General features: G+C 71.5%; 18 protein-coding genes. 4 read left to right on the plus strand and 14 right to left on the minus strand.

Annotated features, from left to right (window positions below; all coding sequences use genetic code 11):
• Position 1: 1 nt before the first annotated feature.
• From KLP28_00590 to KLP28_00605, 4 genes are all read right to left on the minus strand, one after another.
• Positions 2–790 carry a methyltransferase domain-containing protein gene (locus KLP28_00590; protein ID QWC85322.1) on the minus strand — a complete coding sequence of 263 codons (789 nt, stop codon included), beginning with the start codon at positions 788–790 and terminating at the stop codon, positions 2–4.
• Positions 790–2,151: a glycosyltransferase family 4 protein gene (locus tag KLP28_00595; GenBank protein QWC85323.1), complete on the minus strand. Its 1,362-nt coding sequence runs from the start codon at positions 2,149–2,151 to the stop codon at positions 790–792. The genes KLP28_00590 and KLP28_00595 overlap by 1 nt, the downstream gene beginning before the upstream one ends.
• 137 nt (positions 2,152–2,288) lie before the next feature.
• Positions 2,289–3,362 (minus strand): NAD(P)/FAD-dependent oxidoreductase, encoded by a 1,074-nt coding sequence (locus KLP28_00600; protein QWC85324.1) that lies wholly within the window; start codon positions 3,360–3,362, stop codon positions 2,289–2,291.
• Positions 3,363–3,368: 6 nt separating this feature from the next.
• Positions 3,369–3,911: a hemerythrin domain-containing protein gene (locus KLP28_00605; GenBank protein QWC85325.1), complete on the minus strand. Its 543-nt coding sequence runs from the start codon at positions 3,909–3,911 to the stop codon at positions 3,369–3,371.
• Positions 3,912–4,003: 92 nt separating this feature from the next.
• Between KLP28_00605 and KLP28_00610 the strand changes: the two genes are divergently transcribed.
• A complete protein-coding gene (locus tag KLP28_00610; protein QWC85326.1) occupies positions 4,004–5,149 on the plus strand; it encodes an AbrB family transcriptional regulator in 1,146 nt (381 codons plus the stop codon).
• A gap of 22 nt (positions 5,150–5,171) precedes the next feature.
• Here KLP28_00610 and KLP28_00615 read toward each other — a convergent pair whose 3' ends face one another.
• Genes KLP28_00615 through miaA form a run of 3 tightly spaced genes read right to left on the minus strand, consistent with a single transcriptional unit; the run spans position 5,172 to position 9,327 of the window.
• Entirely contained in the window at positions 5,172–6,263 is a 1,092-nt protein-coding gene (locus tag KLP28_00615; protein QWC85327.1) for a calcium/sodium antiporter, read from the minus strand.
• A gap of 19 nt (positions 6,264–6,282) precedes the next feature.
• Positions 6,283–8,394 (minus strand): excinuclease ABC subunit UvrB, encoded by a 2,112-nt coding sequence (gene uvrB / locus KLP28_00620; GenBank protein QWC85328.1) that lies wholly within the window; start codon positions 8,392–8,394, stop codon positions 6,283–6,285.
• 9 nt (positions 8,395–8,403) lie between these two features.
• Entirely contained in the window at positions 8,404–9,327 is a 924-nt protein-coding gene (gene miaA / locus KLP28_00625; protein QWC85329.1) for a tRNA (adenosine(37)-N6)-dimethylallyltransferase MiaA, read from the minus strand.
• Between the two features lie 72 nt (positions 9,328–9,399).
• Here miaA and KLP28_00630 point away from each other — a divergent pair, with 72 nt between their 5' ends.
• Together KLP28_00630 and KLP28_00635 are read left to right on the plus strand one after the other, a co-directional pair.
• Positions 9,400–9,663, plus strand: coding sequence for a hypothetical protein (locus tag KLP28_00630; protein ID QWC85330.1), 264 nt, complete (start codon positions 9,400–9,402; stop codon positions 9,661–9,663).
• Positions 9,664–9,696: 33 nt separating this feature from the next.
• Positions 9,697–9,930 (plus strand): hypothetical protein, encoded by a 234-nt coding sequence (locus tag KLP28_00635; GenBank protein QWC85331.1) that lies wholly within the window; start codon positions 9,697–9,699, stop codon positions 9,928–9,930.
• Positions 9,931–9,972: 42 nt separating this feature from the next.
• On the opposite strand, the gene KLP28_00640 is transcribed toward KLP28_00635, so the two are convergent.
• Positions 9,973–10,698, minus strand: a complete 726-nt coding sequence (locus KLP28_00640; GenBank protein ID QWC85332.1) for a peptidase E — start codon at positions 10,696–10,698, stop codon at positions 9,973–9,975.
• 9 nt (positions 10,699–10,707) lie between these two features.
• Positions 10,708–12,210 (minus strand): tRNA (N6-isopentenyl adenosine(37)-C2)-methylthiotransferase MiaB, encoded by a 1,503-nt coding sequence (gene miaB, locus KLP28_00645; protein ID QWC85333.1) that lies wholly within the window; start codon positions 12,208–12,210, stop codon positions 10,708–10,710.
• A 247-nt stretch (positions 12,211–12,457) separates the two neighbouring features.
• Here miaB and KLP28_00650 point away from each other — a divergent pair, with 247 nt between their 5' ends.
• Positions 12,458–12,994, plus strand: coding sequence for a hypothetical protein (locus KLP28_00650; protein QWC85334.1), 537 nt, complete (start codon positions 12,458–12,460; stop codon positions 12,992–12,994).
• An 18-nt stretch (positions 12,995–13,012) separates the two neighbouring features.
• Here KLP28_00650 and KLP28_00655 read toward each other — a convergent pair whose 3' ends face one another.
• The 5 genes from KLP28_00655 to recA all read right to left on the minus strand — a co-directional run bounded on the left by KLP28_00655 (position 13,013) and on the right by recA (position 16,909).
• Positions 13,013–13,972: an SDR family NAD(P)-dependent oxidoreductase gene (locus KLP28_00655; GenBank protein QWC85335.1), complete on the minus strand. Its 960-nt coding sequence runs from the start codon at positions 13,970–13,972 to the stop codon at positions 13,013–13,015.
• Between the two features lie 13 nt (positions 13,973–13,985).
• Positions 13,986–14,762 carry an SDR family NAD(P)-dependent oxidoreductase gene (locus KLP28_00660; protein ID QWC85336.1) on the minus strand — a complete coding sequence of 259 codons (777 nt, stop codon included), beginning with the start codon at positions 14,760–14,762 and terminating at the stop codon, positions 13,986–13,988.
• A 20-nt stretch (positions 14,763–14,782) separates the two neighbouring features.
• Positions 14,783–15,304, minus strand: a complete 522-nt coding sequence (locus KLP28_00665) for a DUF4442 domain-containing protein (protein QWC85337.1) — start codon at positions 15,302–15,304, stop codon at positions 14,783–14,785.
• Positions 15,305–15,323: 19 nt separating this feature from the next.
• Positions 15,324–15,752, minus strand: a complete 429-nt coding sequence (locus KLP28_00670; protein ID QWC85338.1) for a recombination regulator RecX — start codon at positions 15,750–15,752, stop codon at positions 15,324–15,326.
• A gap of 116 nt (positions 15,753–15,868) precedes the next feature.
• On the minus strand, positions 15,869–16,909 hold the full coding sequence (gene recA, locus KLP28_00675) for a recombinase RecA (GenBank protein ID QWC85339.1): 1,041 nt from the start codon (positions 16,907–16,909) through the stop codon (positions 15,869–15,871).
• Between the last annotated feature and the right edge of the window lie 134 nt (positions 16,910–17,043).

The raw sequence follows: 17,043 nt of genomic DNA on the forward strand, positions 1-17,043 counted from the left end.
CTCAGCGAGCCTGCACGGACGCATCGGGCCGGGCGGAGTCCCCGGCAGCCCGACCAGCCCCGGCCGGCACGGCCGGCTTGTGCAGGTACAGCACCATCGACTTGCCGATCGCCGGGCTCAGCGCGCGCTCGGCCAGCCGGGTCAGGCGCGAGAGGCCCCTGGTGCCGACGATGTCCCACACCAGCACCTGGTGGTACCCCCGCACCAGCGGGTGCTTGTCGCGGTCGACGCCGACGGCGCACTTGAGCCACCAGTACGGCGCGTGGAGCCCGTGCGTGTGGGTGGTGCGCTCGTGCACGAGCCCGACGGCCGCCAGCTTCTCGATCAGCTCGTGGCCGCGGTAGATGCGTACGTGGCCGCCCTCGTTGGAGTGGTAGGCCTCCGAGAGCGCCCAGCACACCTTCTCCGGGCCCCACCGCGGCACGGTGACGGCGATCGTGCCGCCCGGGCGCAGCACGCGCGCGAGCTCGGCGATGGCCTGCTCGTCGGCGGGGATGTGCTCAAGCACCTCGGCGCACACGATGCGGTCGAACTCGCCGTCGCCGAACGGCAGGGAGAGCGCGTCACCCTGCTTGACGTCCGCCTCGGCACCGGCGGGGAGGTCGCCGGAGTCCCGCATCGCGGCGAAGAACTCGGCCACGTCGGAGAGCTCGTCGGCGTCCTGGTCGAAGGCGATGACGTCGGCACCGCGGCGATACATCTCGAAGGCGTGGCGGCCGGCGCCGCAGCCCATGTCCAGCACGCGCTCGCCGGGCCGCAGCCCGAGCCGGTCGAAGTCGACGGTGAGCATCAGCGTTCTCCTGCGAGGCTCGGTGAGGGGATGGACGGGATGAGGTCGGCAGTCGTCCGCGCTGGGTCGTCGGCGGGCAGGGCGTGACCCGAGGCGGCGATCTCCTCGGCGTACACGGCAGCGGTGGCACGCGCGACCGCGCGCCAGGAGAAGCGCTCGAGCACCCGGGCGCGACCGGCGGCGCCCAGGCGCGCACGTCGCTCGGGGTCGGCCAGCAGCGCCTCGAGCGCGTCGGTGAGCGCATCCACGTCGCCCGGCGGCACCAGGTCGGCGCAGACTCCGTCCTCACCGACGACCTCGGGGATCGCGCCGGCGCGGCTGACCACGAGCGGCGTCCCGCACGACATGGCCTCGGCGGTCGGCAGGGAGAAGCCTTCGTACAGCGACGGGACGCACGCGATCTCGGCCGATCCGACGAGGGCGGCCAGCTCGGCGTCGGAGACCCCGGACACGAAGCGTACGACGTCACCGAGGTCGAGCTCGTCCAGGAGCCGCTCGGTGCGGCCGCGTGGCTTCGGCTTCGAGACGAGCACGAGCTCCAGCGGCTGCGTACGCCCCTCGGTCGCGGCGCGGTCACGCAGCTGCGCGACCGCGCGCAGGAGCACGTCGACGCCCTTCATCGGGGTGTCGGCGCTGGCCATGGCGACCAGGCGGCCCGGCGTACGAGGACCTGTCGGCGGCGCCCACACGTCCTCCTCCACGCCGAGCGGCACGACGGTCACGGCGGCGGGGTCCACGGCGAAGTCGCGGACGATGTCGGCCTCGGAGCTGCGTGAGACCGTCAGCACCCGGCCCACCTGCCGCGCGGTGCGCGCCTGCATCTCCACGAAGGAGTACCAGCGCTTCAGCGCCTGGCGTCGTCGACGCGAGGGCGCGGCGGCGAGGTCCACACGGCGGTCGTGGCTGATCGGGTGGTGGATCGTGGTCACCAGCGGCAGCCCCAGGTGGCGCAGCCGCAGCACCCCGGGCGCGAGAGTCTGGTTGTCGTGAACGACGTGCGGTCGCGCCGCGGGCTCCGCCACCAGACGGTCGCGCAGGAGGCGCTCCACGCGCAGGGCGAAGGTGCGCGGCTCGGGGAACCGACCCAGCCACATCGTCGCCAGCTCGAGCAGGTCGACGGGGTCGCGGCGCTGCAGCAGCTCGCGCGGATGGGGCGTACGGAACGGGTCGTCGTCGCGGTAGAGGTCCAGCGAGGGGACCTTCGTCAGGCGTACGCCCGGGTCGAGCTCGGGGTAGGGCTGCGCGGAGAGCACCTCGACGTCGTGCCCGAGCGCGACGAGCTCGCGCGAGAGGTGACGGACGTACACGCCCTGGCCGCCGACGTGGGACTTGCTCCGGTAGGACAGCAGCGCGACGCGCACCGGACCCCTCTCTCTGCTCTGGGAACCCGCTGACCGCGGGCAGGTCGGACCGGCCGATTCTGTCACGCGCCGGCCCCGGGCCGGGGGCACGGTGGGGGTCATCACAGCGCCCGGGGGCCGGTGGGCCCCCGCCCGTCTCAGACGTCGCTGGAGTGTCCGGGGAACAGCGAGGACTCCGGGTCCAGGGTGACGGCGATGTTGTTGACGGCCGTGGCCGCTTCCCCGAAGCCGACCGAGATCAGCCGCACCTTGCCGGGGTACTCGGTGATGTCGCCCGCGGCGTACACGCGGGGCACGCTGGTCGCCATCGTCGTGTCGACGCGGACGTGCCGGGCGTCCAGGTCCAGGCCCCACTCCTTCAGCGCGGAGATGTCGGCGAGGAACCCGAGGGCCGCGACGACCTGGTGCGCCGCGAGGACCTCGCGGCGCTTCTCCTCGCCGCGGGCGCCCAGCTCGACCTCGACGCAGGCCAGGGGCGAGCCCGAGCTCCCGTCACCGCCCTCGCTGTCACGCAGGGCGACGACCTCGGCCGGGGCCACGATGCGTACGCCCGCCTCACGCACCGCGTCGATCGTCGCCTGGTGCGCGCGGAACCGGTCGCGACGGTGCACCAGCGTCACGGTCCGAGCGACCTCGTGCAGGTGCAGTGCCCAGTCGAACGCGGAGTCGCCACCCCCGACGATGACGACGTCGGCGTCGACGTACGGGTCGAGGGAGGGCACGAAGAACTCGATGCCGGCGCCCTGCCACGTCTCCGCTGCGGGCAGTGGCCGCGGTGCGAAGGTGCCGATGCCGGCGGTGACCAGGGCGGCCCCGCAGGTGAGTCCCCGCGTCGACCCGGTCATGTCGTGCCCGTCACCGCCCAGGCCGATCTCGAGGCCGGTCGGCTCCCCGTCGACGCCCAGCACCGGTTCGATCGTGACCGCGGTGCGTCCGAGCAGGTACGTCGGCTCACTCGCCGCGGCCTGCTCGACCAGGCCCGCGACCAGCTCCCGACCCTTGATGACCGGGAAGCCCGCGACGTCGAAGATCTTCTTCTCCGGGTACAGCGCCGTGACCTGCCCGCCGAGCTCCGGCAACGAGTCGACCACGGCCACGCTCAGACCGCGGAACCCCGCGTAGTAGGCGGCGTAGAGGCCCGTCGGGCCCGCCCCCACCACGACGAGGTCGACGTGGTCCGGTGTGTCTCCCGCGGACGTGACGTGGCTCATGCCACGTCAGTCAAGCAGACCCTTGTCCTCAGCCTTGTTCACGATGGACCGGACGCGGTCGATGTCGACGCCCTCGTCGATGATCTGGTTGCGCTTGTCGCAGAAGGCCTTGCCGAGCTCGGCCATGCGGTCGGCCGCCATGGACTCGCGGGCGGGCGTGAGGATGTTGATCTCCTCCTCGCCGAGGTGGTGGTTGATCATCTCGCCGAGGTGCTCGGCCGCCTCCTCGAAGTCCTCCCCCTCGAGGGCGTCGAGCTCCATGACCTTCAGCAGCGCCTCGTTGCCCTCAGCGTGCTCCTCGGTCCCGTGCTCGGCCTCGTCGGCATCGACGCCGTCCTTCTTCTTCACGACCGGGTAGACCTCGGACTCCTCGGCGTGGGCGTGTGCCACGTGCAGGGTGGCGAAGGCGTCGAGGGCGGCGCGGCGCCCGTCCTTGTCGCCGCGGAGGTCGCGCAGGAGGTCCTCGAACCGACGGTGGTCGGCGAGGATGAGGTCGATGACGTTGCCGTCGGTCGGACGGCCGAGGTCGGTGCTGTTCGTGGTGGTCATGGTTCAGGTCTGCCCGCCTGCTCCGTCGGTCATGCCCGGGCCCTGGGGGTGGGTCGGACGGGTGCCGAGGCCGTCTCTGCGAGAGTCACGGGGTGGCGGTCGACGGCGGGGCGGAGTCCGGGCCCGGGCTCCTGGGGCGTTGGGTGCTCGTGACGGCGGCCGTCGCGGCGGCCACGGCGGCGTGTCTGCTCATCGGCCTTCCCTCGCCGGTGTTGTTCGGGGCGCTGGTCGGGACCGTCGCGCTGTCGCTGGGAGCCCCGCGGCTCACCGCACCACTGTCGTTCCCCGCAGCCCTCTTCCGGGTCGGCCAGGCCGCGATCGGCGTGGTCATCGGTGCCATCGTGCAGGTCGGCACGATCACCCGCCTCGCCGAGAACTGGGTCGCGGTGACGCTGGTCGTGGTCGGCACCCTGGGGCTGAGCATCGCCACGGGTCGCCTGCTGGCGCTGCTCCCCCACGTCGATCGCGCGACCGGCATCTGCTCGATGGTCGCCGGTGGCGCCTCGGGGGTCGTCGCGATCGCCCGCGACGTCGGGGCGGACGATCGCACCGTCGCGGTCGTGCAGTACGTGCGCGTGCTCGTCGTCGTGCTCAGCCTCCCCGTCATCGCCGGACTGTTCTTCGATGCCGCCGGCGACGGGGGCACCGGCGTTGCAGGCGGAGACGGGACGCTGGGCGCGGGCCTCGCGGTCTCCGCCGTCTCGATCGTCGGCGGCCTACTCTTCGCCCGTCTCGTCCCGCTGCCGGCGGCGGCCCTCCTCGCACCGCTGGCCATCGCCGCGACGCTCTCGGCGACCGGAGCATTCGGGGAGCCGGCCGTCCCGGCGCTGCTCGAGCAGGGGGCGTACGTCGTGATCGGGGTGGCGGTCGGCCTGCGCTTCACCCGCTCCTCCATCCGTCACGTCGCGCGGCTGCTGCCGTGGGCGATGGTCGCGATCGTCGTGGTCATCGCCGGCTCCGGCCTGATGGGCGTCGCGCTGGCCGCGGTGACCGGGGTGAGCCAGCTGACCGCGTACCTCGCCACCACACCCGGAGGGCTCTTCGCCGTGCTGCCGCTGGCCGCCGGGGCCGGCGCCGACGTGACCTTCGTGCTGACGCTGCAGGTCGTACGCATCGTCGTCATGCTCGCGGTCACCCCGCTCCTGGCGAACTGGCTCACGAGGCACGCCGACACCGACGGCCCCGACAGACCACCCGGCCCGCGAGAGGACCCCCCGGAGGAGCTGGACGACGGGTGAGGGGCGGGGGCGCGCGTACGCGTCAGCGCGGCACGAGCGGGTGCCCCCCACCGCGGCGTCTCCCGAGCTCGTAGGACGTGAGGGCGACCAGCACGACCCCCAGCAGCGGCAGGACGAACCACACCATCACCAGCTCGAAGTCCCGCAGCGCGTCGTGGTCCGCCGCGTCGAGCAGCACGTACGCCGTGTACGCCACGTAGAGCGCCAGGAAGAGCGCACCCTCCCAGCGCGCGATCGCCAGCCCGGTGAAGGCGATCGGGATCAGCACGACCGCCGAGGCGAGCATGAGGGGGATGTCGAGCGCCACGGCGGCCCCGGCGACCGGGACACCGTCGGGGGCGACCAGCCCGGTGACGCCCAGCACGAGACCGATGTTGGCGATGCCGCTGCCGACCACGTTGCCCACGGCCATGTCGCGGTCGCCCTTGGCCACCGCCACCAGGACGGTCACGAGCTCGGGCACCGACGTGCCGATCGCGACCACGGTCAACCCGATGACGAGATCGGAGACGCCCAGACTGCTCGCGATGCCGGCGGCTCCCGCGACCAGGGCGCGCGCCCCGCCGACGAGGAGAGCCAGCCCGGCGGCCAACGCCAGGAGCGACATCGGCAACGACGTCGTCGGTCCTGCCTCCTCCGCCGGGGCCGTCGCGCCGGTGGTGTCGTCCCCGCGCGTCCGGACGAGGACGACGAGGTAGACCGCGGTGGCTGCGAGCAGGAGCAGACCGTCGAGTCGCGAGAGGTTGCCGTCGAGCGCCAGCACGAGCAGGGCGACCGAGAAGGCCACGAGCACGGGCAGGTCGACGCGGACCAGCGCCGCCTGCACGAGCAGCGGCAGCAGCACCGCGGCGGAGCCGAGGATGAGCAGCACCAGGGCGATGTTGCTGCCCACGACGTTGCCGACCGCCAGACCACCCCGGTCGTCGAGGACGGCGTCGACCGACACCGCCATCTCCGGCGCCGAGGTCGCGAAGGCCACGACCGTGAGGCCCGTGACGAGGGTGGAGAGCCCCGCGTGGCGGGCGATGCCCGTCGCGCCGCGCACCAGCAGGTCACCGCCGAGCACCAGCACACCGAGGCCGAGCACGACCAGCAGCGGGTCGGGGATGTCCACGCTCACAGTCTGCCGTGGCTCAGCTGACGCCGGCCTCCATCATCTGCCGGAGCTCCTTCTTCAGGTCGCCGATCTCGTCCCTGAGCCGGGCTGCCACCTCGAACTGCAGCTCGGCCGCGGCGGTGTGCATCTGCTCGGTGAGCTCCTGCACCAGCTGCGCGAGCTCGGCGGAGGGCATGTCGGCGCGATCGGGTGCGCCGCCCATCTTCGACAGACCCGGGACCGGCGCCTTCTTGGACTTGTCGCCACGCGCCCCGGTGCCCTGCCAGGTCTTGAGCAGCTCCTGGGTCGTCTCGTCCTCGCGGGCCAGCATCTCGGTGATGTCGGCGATCTTCTTGCGCAGCGGCTGGGGGTCGACACCGCGCTCGGTGTTGTAGGCGATCTGCTTCTCGCGCCGTCGGTTGGTCTCGTCGATGGCGAGCTCCATCGAGGGGGTGACCTTGTCGGCGTACATCACGACCTGGCCGGACACGTTGCGCGCCGCGCGACCGATCGTCTGGATCAGCGACTTGTCCGAGCGGAGGAAGCCCTCCTTGTCGGCGTCGAGGATCGCGACCAGCGAGACCTCGGGCAGGTCCAGGCCCTCGCGGAGCAGGTTGATGCCGACCAGCACGTCGTACTCCCCCATCCGCAGCTCGCGCAGAAGCTCGATGCGCCGCAGGGTGTCGACCTCGGAGTGCAGGTAGCGCGTGCGGACACCGTGCTCGAGGAGGTAGTCGGTGAGGTCCTCGCTCATCTTCTTGGTCAGGGTCGTGACCAGCACACGCTCGTTGCGCTCGACCCGCAGGCCGATCTCGTGCAGCAGGTCGTCGATCTGACCCTTCGTGGGGCGTACGAGCACCTCGGGGTCGATCAGCCCGGTCGGCCGGATGATCTGCTCGACGAACTCCCCGCCGGTCTTGGCCATCTCGTAGTCGCCCGGGGTCGCCGAGAGGTAGATCGTCTGGCCGATGCGCTCGAGGAACTCCTCCCACTTCAGCGGGCGGTTGTCCATCGCGGAGGGCAACCGGAAGCCGTGGTCGACGAGGTTGCGCTTGCGGCTCATGTCGCCCTCGTACATGCCGCCGATCTGCGGCACCGCGACGTGCGACTCGTCGACCACGAGCACGAAGTCCTCGGGGAAGTAGTCGAGCAGACAGTTCGACGCCGACCCGCGGCTGCGCCCGTCGATGTGCATCGAGTAGTTCTCGATGCCCGAGCAGGAGCCGACCTGCCGCATCATCTCGATGTCGTAGGTGGTGCGCATCCGCAGCCGCTGCGCCTCCAGCAGCTTGCCCTGCGCCTCGAACTCCGCCAGCCGCTCCTCGAGCTCGGCCTCGATGCCCTTGATGGCGCGCTCCATGCGCTCGGGACCGGCCACGTAGTGGGTGGCGGGGAAGACGTAGACCTCGGTGTCCTCGCTGATGACGTCGCCGGTGATCGGGTGGAGCGTCATCAACCGCTCGATCTCGTCGCCGAAGAACTCCACCCGGATCGCCATCTCCTCGTAGACCGGGAAGATCTCCAGGGTGTCGCCGCGCACCCGGAAGGTGCCGCGGGTGAAGGACAGGTCGTTGCGCGTGTACTGGATCTCCACGAGCTGGCGCAGGATCGAGTCGCGGTCGCGCTCGTCGCCGACCTTGAGCCGCAGCATGCGGTCGACGTACTCCTGCGGCGTGCCGAGGCCGTAGATGCAGGAGACGGTCGAGACCACGATCGTGTCGCGCCGGGTCAGCAGCGAGTTGGTGGCGGAGTGCCGGAGCCGCTCCACCTCCTCGTTGATCGAGGAGTCCTTCTCGATGTAGGTGTCGGTCTGGGGGACGTACGCCTCGGGCTGGTAGTAGTCGTAGTAGGAGACGAAGTACTCCACCGCGTTGTTCGGGAAGAGTTGTCGCAGCTCGTTCGCGAACTGTGCCGCGAGTGTCTTGTTGGGCTGCATCACCAGCATCGGACGCTGCAGCTGCTCCGCGACCCACGCGACGGTGGCGGTCTTGCCGGTGCCGGTCGCGCCCAGCAGCACGACGTCGCTCTCACCGCCGTTGATGCGCTCGGAGATCGCCTTGATCGCGGTCGGCTGGTCGCCGGAGGGTGAGTAGTCGCTGACGACCTCGAAGGGGGCGACGCGACGCTCGATGTCGGAGACCGGTCTCATGCGTCCAGACTACGAGCGACCACCGACGATCCAGGATGCTGCCTGGTCAGCCGCCTCGGGGTGGTCGTGGGGCAGCCAGGTGATGCGGGGGTCCTTGCGCCACCAGGCGAGCTGGCGGCGGACGAACCGTCTGGTCGCCGTCGCCGTGTCGGCCTGCGCCTGCTCCTCGGTCAGTGTCCCGTCGAGCTGGTCCACCGCCTGCCGGTAGCCGATCGCCGCGGCCGCCGTACGCGACTCCCGCAGCCCGCGCGCGAGCAGCGACTCGACCTCGTCGAGGAGTCCGGCGCGCCACATCGCGTCCACCCGCTGCCCGATGCGGTCGTCGACGACTTCGCGAGGGATGTCGATGCCGATCTGCACGACGCCCTCGAGCGCGTACGCCTGCCGCGGCAGCGTGGCGCTGAACGGCCGCCCGGTGAGGGCGATCACCTCCAGCGCCCGGACCACCCGGCGCCGGTTGCCGGGCTCGATGGCCGCGGCCGCCGCGGGATCGGCGTCGGCCAGGCGGGCGTACGCGGCCACGAGTCCGTCACGGTCGACCTCGGCCTCCACCTCGGCGCGCAGGTCCGGGTCGGTGCCGGGGAAGGTGAACTGGTCGACGACGGCGCGGTTGTAGAGCGCCGACCCCCCGACGAGGATCGGCGTACGCCCCCTCCCCCGGATGTCGGCGACGGCGTCACGCGCCCAGGCCTGGAACTGTGCCACGGAGGCCGCCTCGTGCACCTCGAGCACGTCGAGCAGGTGGTGGGGGATGCCGCGACGCTCGGCGACCGGCAGCTTCGCGGTGCCGATGTCCATGCCGCGGTAGAGCTGCATGGCGTCGGTGTTGACGATCTCGCCGTCGAGCCGCTCGGCCAGGTCGAGGCTCAGCCCCGTCTTGCCCGACGCGGTCGGACCGACCAGCAGCACGACGGGCGGGAGGTGTGTGGGCACGCCCGGATCCTCTCAGTGACGTGTCCCGCCGCTGCGGGTGTGGCGTGCGGCTCGGCTGGACAGGGTGAGCCCATGAGCCGAGACCTGGGAGACCAGCCCGAGCCGACCGTCGATGAGTCGCAACCGCCGCGGGCACCGGGTCGTCAGGACAACGCACCGACGGCGAAGGACCTCTCCTCACCCCGCGAGGAGCCACCCCTGCCGACGGACCAGCCGCGTGCGGCGCAGACCGAGGACTCCGCGGTCTCGCAGAAGCTCGGCGAGCAGGAGCGGTCGACCGACGACGAGGGCCCGGACTCCGGCGACCCCGAGGCGCCGTCCGAGGCACCCGGCTGATTGAGATTCGCGGCGAGTGGTGATGCTCACACCATGAGCGAGCTCGGTGACATGCCCGACGTGACCGTCGACGACACCCAGCCACCCCGCGCCGCGGGCGGCATCGACGCCTCCCCGACGGCACTCGACCTCTCGACCCCGCGCGATGAGGCGCCGCTGCCGGCCGACCAGCCGAAGGCGGCGCAGACACCCGACACGGCGATCCCCGACGGGGTGACCTCGGAGCGCCGCATGGAGCAGCAGCGCGAGGCCCTTGGCGACGACTGACGACGACTGAGGACGACTGGGGCGTCCGGGGCCTCTGGGACGTCAGAGCCGTTCGATGTCGAGCGCCGTCTCCTCCGCCCGACCGTCGGCGGTCCGTCGCACCGCGTACGCCCCCGCGGAGCGTCGCTCGGCGTAGGCACCCACCATCTCGGTGCCGCGGTAGAGGACGCCTGCCCCGTCGTCGGTGGCGTAGCCGTCGGGCAGGGTCCCGTCGGCGACCAGCGACTGGAACAGCGGCCGCCGCTGCTCCTCGGAGTCGTAGTGCACCCCGTTGCTGTACGGCACCAGCCCGAGTCCGTCGGTGACCGGACGCAGGTCGGGACCGTAGGAGTCGGTCGTGCCTCCTGCGTGCCAGCAGATCGAGCCTGCCGAGACGCCGGTCAGCACGACGCCTCGCTGCCAGGCGGTGCGTACGGCGGTGTCGACGCCGTGCATGCGCCACATCGCGAGCAGGCCGGCGACCGACCCGCCCCACACCCAGACCACGTCCACGTCGCACAGGTGGGCGGCGACGTCGGCGTGGTTGGGCATCGGGAAGAGCTGCAGGTGGCTGGGCTGCCAGCCGCGGGCCGTGGCGGCGGCGTAGAAGGCGCTGATCGTGCTCTGGTCGTCGCCGAGCGCGGTCGCGAGGAAGCAGACTTTCGGGGTGCCCTCGACGCCGGAGAGGTCGACGGCCAGCTCGGTGAGCGGACCGGGCCGCCACCGCAGCCGAGGGTCGGCGACGGCCCCGCCGGAGGTGGCGAGGATGGTCGGCTGCTCGGCGGGCACGGTGACCCCTCAGCCGCAGGGGGTCGTCACGGGAGGCAGCGGCGGCGGGACGCCGATGCCGGGCAGGCCGAGCGAGACGCCCTGGCCGCCGGTCTCGGGCTGGTCCTGTCGACGCTGCCACGCGTCGCCGGAGCGCGTACGCCGCACCTCGAGCACCGGTCCGTCGGCGTTGAGGTGGTGGGGCGCGGCGTAGGTGACCTCGACGAGGACGGTGTCACCGGGGCGTACGTCGACCGAGGACCCGTCGGCGTCGACGGGCCGGAAGTGCACCAGCCGGTTGTCGGGTGCGCGGCCCGACAGCCGCTGGGTGGCGTCGTCCTTGCGGCCCTGGCCCTCCGCGACCATCAGCTCGAGGTGACGGCCGACCTGCCGCTTGTTCTCCTCCCAGGCGATGTCGTTGACGAGCTCGACCAGGCGCTCGTAGCGGGCCTGCACGACCTTCTTCGGCACCTGGTCCTCGAGCTCGGCAGCGGGCGTGCCGGGACGTGGGGAGTACTGGAAGGTGAAGGCCTGCGCGAACCGGGAGGCGGCCACGACGCGCATCGTCTCCTCGAAGTCCTCCTCGGTCTCGCCGGGGAAGCCCACGATGATGTCGGTGCTGATCGCGGCCTCGGGCATCGCGGCACGGACACGGTCGAGGATGCCCAGGAACCGCTCCGAGCGGTACGAACGGCGCATCGCCTTCAGGACGCGGTCGGAGCCGGACTGCAGCGGCATGTGCAGCTGGGGCATGACATTCGGCGTCTCGGCCATGGCGGCGATGACGTCGTCGGTGAACGCGGCCGGGTGCGGGCTGGTGAAGCGCACCCGCTCGAGACCGTCGATCTCGCCGCACGCGCGCAGCAGCTTGGAGAAGGCCTGACGGTCGCCGAACTCGACGCCGTAGGAGTTCACGTTCTGCCCGAGCAGCGTGACCTCGGAGACGCCGTCGGCGACGAGGGCCTCGATCTCGGCGAGCACCTCCCCCGGGCGGCGGTCGCGCTCCTTGCCGCGCAGGCTCGGGACGATGCAGAAGGTGCAGGTGTTGTTGCAGCCGACGGAGATCGAGACCCAGGCGGCGTACGCGGACTCCCGCTTCGTCGGCAGCGTGGAGGGGAAGACCTCGAGGCTCTCGAGGATCTCGACCTGGGCCTCCTCCTGGACGCGCGCCCGCTCCAGCAGCGCCGGTAGGGAGCCGATGTTGTGCGTGCCGAAGACGACATCGACCCAGGGCGCCTTCTTCGTGATGGTGTCGCGGTCCTTCTGCGCCAGACAGCCGCCGACCGCGATCTGCATGCCAGGCCTGCCTGCCTTGACCGGGGCGAGGTGGCCGAGGTTGCCGTAGAGGCGGTTGTCGGCGTTCTCGCGCACGGCGCAGGTGTTGAAGACGACCACGTCGGCCTGCTCACCCGCGGGCGCGCTCGTGTAGCCGGCGTCCTCCAGGAGGCCCGTGAGGCGCTCGGAGTCGTGGACGTTCATCTGGCACCCGTAGGTCTTGACCTCGTAGGTGCGGGGCTCGGCTGCAGCAGTCATGACAGCGACCGAGCGTACGTCCGGCTCCCCTGCTGCGTCACACCGCAGGCCGGTCCCTGCAAGCCTCGGCCTGGGTGCGAGGGCCGCTGAGTAGGGTCGCGGCGTGTCCCGCCGCGCTCTCCGTCCCCTCGCGACCGCCGTCCTGACGGCCGGTGCGCTGCTGCTGGGCGGATGCAGCGGTGACACATCACCGTCGGACCCGAGCGTGCCCGCAGCGCCGTCCTCCACGGACAGTTCGGCGTCGTCGATGCCCCCCGACCGGAGTCTCGGCGGCGGAGGCAGCCGCGAGGGTGATCTCCCGACGCTGCCCGACGCCGAGCAGGGCGAGCTCATCGGACAGTTCGTGAACTTCGCACTGCGTCCCGACACCCAGGCCGCGGGCACCGTCGACTTCGCCGACGAGGTCGATCTCGGCCTGGGCACCGAGGTGCGACGCACGCTCAGTGGCAGCGACCTGGGCAACCCGCGCCGCTGGTTGCTGCCCACCGAGGGGTACGCCGGGCGCGACCGCTTCCTCAGCGCGCTGCGCCAGGTCACCCAGCAGGCGCAGCGCGCGCTGCGCGAGCAGCAGGACACCGGGATCTTCGTCACGGTCGCGGGAGAGCACGACCAGTGCGCCGCCGACCCCACCGCGCCGCTCGAGGGCTACGACGTCGACCAGCAGCTTGCGGTGATGCCGGGCGCTCGCTCCATCGAGTCGTGTGCGCAGTGGTTCGCGGTCGACCTCTACACCGACGACGCGGGCGACATCGCCGCCGTCCGGCTGGACCTCGTCGGTCCCTGAGCGACCCCGGCGGTCACCTCAGGACCAGCGCCTGCCCATCGACGCCCGCCGTGCGCCCTCCCGCTCGACCTGCGCGGCGAACAGACCGCGCATCTTCTTCGCCGCGCGCTCCTGGTCGCGCACGAGAGGACGCGAGTTGAGCGCGTTGCGCAGCTGGAACGCGAGACCCACGAAGCCCGGCAGGAAGGTGCGGGAGTCCCGTGCGGCCATCCCGTCCACGAGCGTCGGGATGACGTCCGCGAGCGGATAGGTCTTGTCGACCGGCGGCTTCAGCGACGCGCGCATCGCGGCGAAGGCGTCGTTCTCCTCGTCACCGTCGCGCACCATGTCGGTGTCGATCCAGGTGGGGTGGACTGCCTGCACCGTCACGCCCTGGTGCGCGACCTCGCTGCGCAGCGAGTCGGCGAACGCCTCGGCGCCGGCCTTCGACGCCGCGTACGCCGAGAGTCCCGGTGCGTGCGCGAAGCTCGCCAGCGAGCACGTGACCACCACGTGCCCCTTCGCGTCGATGATCGCAGGCAGGGCCGCGCGGACCGTGCGGAAGGCGCCCAGGAGGTTCACCTCCACGACCCGCGCCCACCCCTCGACATCCATCAGCTCCACGGGACCTCCCGTGCCGATGCCCGCGTTGGCCCAGACGATGTCGAGTCGCCCGTGGCGCTCCACCGCGGCTCTCACAGCCGCCTCGCACGAGGACAGGTCGGTCACGTCGCAGGTGACGACGAGCGGGTCCACGAGCCCGAGGTCCGCCAGGTTCGTCGCGGTCGCAGCGGCCGCATCGGTGTCGACGTCGGCGAGCACCGGCACCGCGCCGCGGCGTACGAGCTCAGCGGCAGCAGCAGCACCGATGCCGCGCGCACCGCCGGTGACCAGCACGACCTTGCCGGTCAGGTCCCATGCCTGCCCGTGGCCGCCCACGAAGGGCAGGGCGGAGACGGCGCCGCCGACTCGGGCAGCGAGGGAGGACAACGTGCTCATGCTCAGGCTCCGATCACTTGGGAGGCATGCGGATGCCGCCGTCGACGCGGATGACCTCCGCATTGAGGTAGGAGTTCGTCACGGCCTCGAGGACCATCGAGGCGAGCTCGGAGGGCTGCCCGAGGCGCTTGGGGAAGAGAACCGATTCCCCCAGCTTCGCCTTGAACTGCTCGGCCTGCTCGCCGTCGCCGTAGATCGGGGTGTCGATCAGGCCCGGCGCGATCGTGTTGACGCGGATGCCCGCGGCCGAGAGGTCCCGGGCGACCGGCAGGGTCATCCCCACCACGCCGCCCTTCGAGGCGCTGTACGCCGCCTGTCCGATCTGTCCGTCGAACGCTGCGACCGAAGCCATGGACACGATCGCGCCACGCTCCCCGGACTCGGTCGGGTCGAGCGCGCTCATCGCCGAGCCCGCCACCCGGATGCAGTCGAAGGTGCCGATCAGGTTGATCGCCAGCACCTTCTTGTACGCATCCAGGTCGTGCGCCGACTCGACACTGCCGTCACGCCCGATCGTGCGCTGCGCCCAGCCGATGCCGGCCGAGTTGACCAGCACCCGCAGTGGTCCGAGCTCGCCGGCGAGGCTCACCGCCTGCTCGATCTGGGAGGTGTCGGTGACGTCGACCTTCGCGAAGGTGCCGCCGATCTCCTCCGCCAGGGCCTGGCCCGGGCCCTCCTGGATGTCGGCGACGACGACCCTGGCTCCGCGCTCCGCGAGCTGGCGGCACACTGCTTCCCCGATGCCCGAGGATCCGCCGGTGACGAGGGCGCTGGCTGCTGTGATGTCCATGCTCGGACCCTAGCGGCGGGCTACTTCTTCGCCGGCTTCCTGGTCACCCACAGGTTGATCGTGCCCTCCACGACCGTGGTGCCGTCCTCACGGACCGCCTTGACGCGGACCGGGAGATCGGGGTCGTCACCGGTCCACTGCGACCGGTCGGTCTCGGCGATGCAGGTGATGTCGCTGGTCGACTTCGCGGTGTAGGAGACCTGCATGCCCTTGGGCAGCCACCGCTTGTCGTCAGGGATCGACACCTCCGCCAGCGCGCCCATCGCAGCCTCGAGGCCGTTGCACACCGCGATGGCGTGCAGCGTGCCGATGTGGTTCTGCGTCGACTTGCGAAGCGGGATCACGAGCTCGGCGTAGTCCTCGCGGAGCTCGACGAAGCGAGGCGAGACCGTCGCGAAGTACGGGGCCTTGCGCGAGAAAGCAAGGGAGAACGCCCGCTTGCCATGCGGCACCTTCGAGGCGCCCTGCCACAGCTGCAGCAGCGTCGGCGGCGACGGGAGGGTGACGGGCAGGCTGACAGGGAGCGACGGCAACGACGGCATGCGCGCAGGCTACTACGGGCTACTCGTCGGTAACTTGCTGCTCCAGTGCCTCACGGACCACCTCGGAGACCAGTGAACCCGGGTATCCCTTGCGCGCCAGGAAGCCCTCGAGGCGACGTCGTTGCACGGGCGGGTCGAGCCGCGAGAGCGTACGCAGGCGCTTCTCGGCGAGCGCCCGAGCGGCTTCGCGTTCCTCGTCCGCGCCGATCTCGGCGAGCGCGGCCTCGATGTGGACCTGGTCGACACCCTTGAGCCGCAGCTCCTGCACGAGCGCGCGGCGGCCGAGCCCCTTGGTGCGGCTGCGCTGCTCGACCCACGACTGCGCGAACGCCGCGTCGTCGATGAGACCGACCTCGGTGAAGCGGTCGAGCAGGGGCTCGGCGACCTCGTGGGGCACGTCCTTGCCGCGCAGCTTCTCGGCCAGCTCGTGGCGACTGCGTGCTCGCACCGCGAGCTGGTCGAGCATCGTCTGCCGCGCGACGCCCTCGGGGTCGGTGTCGACCGGTCGAGGTCGGGCGGTGTCCTCCTGGACGCCGCCCGACCGTCGACCGCGCGGGTGGGTGCTCAGAAGTCGATCCCGGTCGGCTGCTCCTCGGCGGGTGCGTCGACCTGCGCACCGATGCCGAGCTTCTCGAGGATCTTCTTCTCCAGCTCGTTGGCGAGGTCGGGGTTGTCGCGCAGGAAGTTGCGCGCGTTCTCCTTGCCCTGGCCCAGCTGGTCGCCCTCGTAGGTGTACCAAGCGCCCGCCTTGCGGACCAGACCCGCCTCGACGCCCACGTCGATCAGGCCGCCCTCGCGGGAGATGCCCTTGCCGTACATGATGTCGAACTCGGCCTGCTTGAACGGCGGCGCCACCTTGTTCTTCACGACCTTGACGCGGGTGCGGTTGCCGACCATGTCGGTGCCGTCCTTCAGCGTCTCGATGCGTCGCACGTCGAGTCGGACCGAGGCGTAGAACTTCAGCGCCCGACCACCGGTGGTGGTCTCGGGCGAGCCGAACATGACCCCGATCTTCTCGCGCAGCTGGTTGATGAAGATCGCCGTCGTGCCCGACTGGTGCAGGGCGCCGGTCATCTTGCGCAGCGCCTGGCTCATCAGGCGGGCCTGCAGACCGACGTGGCTGTCACCCATCTCGCCCTCGATCTCGGCGCGGGGCACCAGGGCGGCGACCGAGTCGATGACGATCAGGTCGAGCGCACCCGAGCGCACCAGCATGTCGGCGATCTCCAGCGCCTGCTCACCGGAGTCGGGCTGGGAGACCAGCAGGGCGTCGGTGTCGACACCGAGGGACTTCGCGTACTCCGGGTCGAGCGCGTGCTCGGCGTCGATGAAGGCGACGATGCCGCCGGCGGCCTGCGCGTTGGCCACCGCGTGGAGGGCGACCGTCGTCTTACCGGAGGACTCCGGACCGTACACCTCGACCACGCGACCCCGCGGGAGGCCGCCGAGGCCCAGGGCGACGTCGAGAGAGATAGAACCGGTCGGGATGACCTCCAGCGGGGCTCGGGTCTCGTCGCCGAGGCGCATCACCGAGCCCTTGCCGAACTGGCGCTCGATGTTGGCGAGGGCGGCGTCGAGGGACTTGTCGCGGTCTGCTGCAGCCATGGGTGTCTCCTGTGCGTGTGGAGGTCGCGGTGACCTGTGTGCTCGTCTGCGCACAGACGTTAGGGGCACCCGCCGACATTTCCGACGGGCAGACCGTGGCCTGTGGAGAACCGCCTCCGAACTTCCGGTGGCGG

The sequence above is a fragment of the Nocardioidaceae bacterium genome, from assembly GCA_018672315.1.
Lineage (GTDB): Bacteria > Actinomycetota > Actinomycetes > Propionibacteriales > Nocardioidaceae > TYQ2.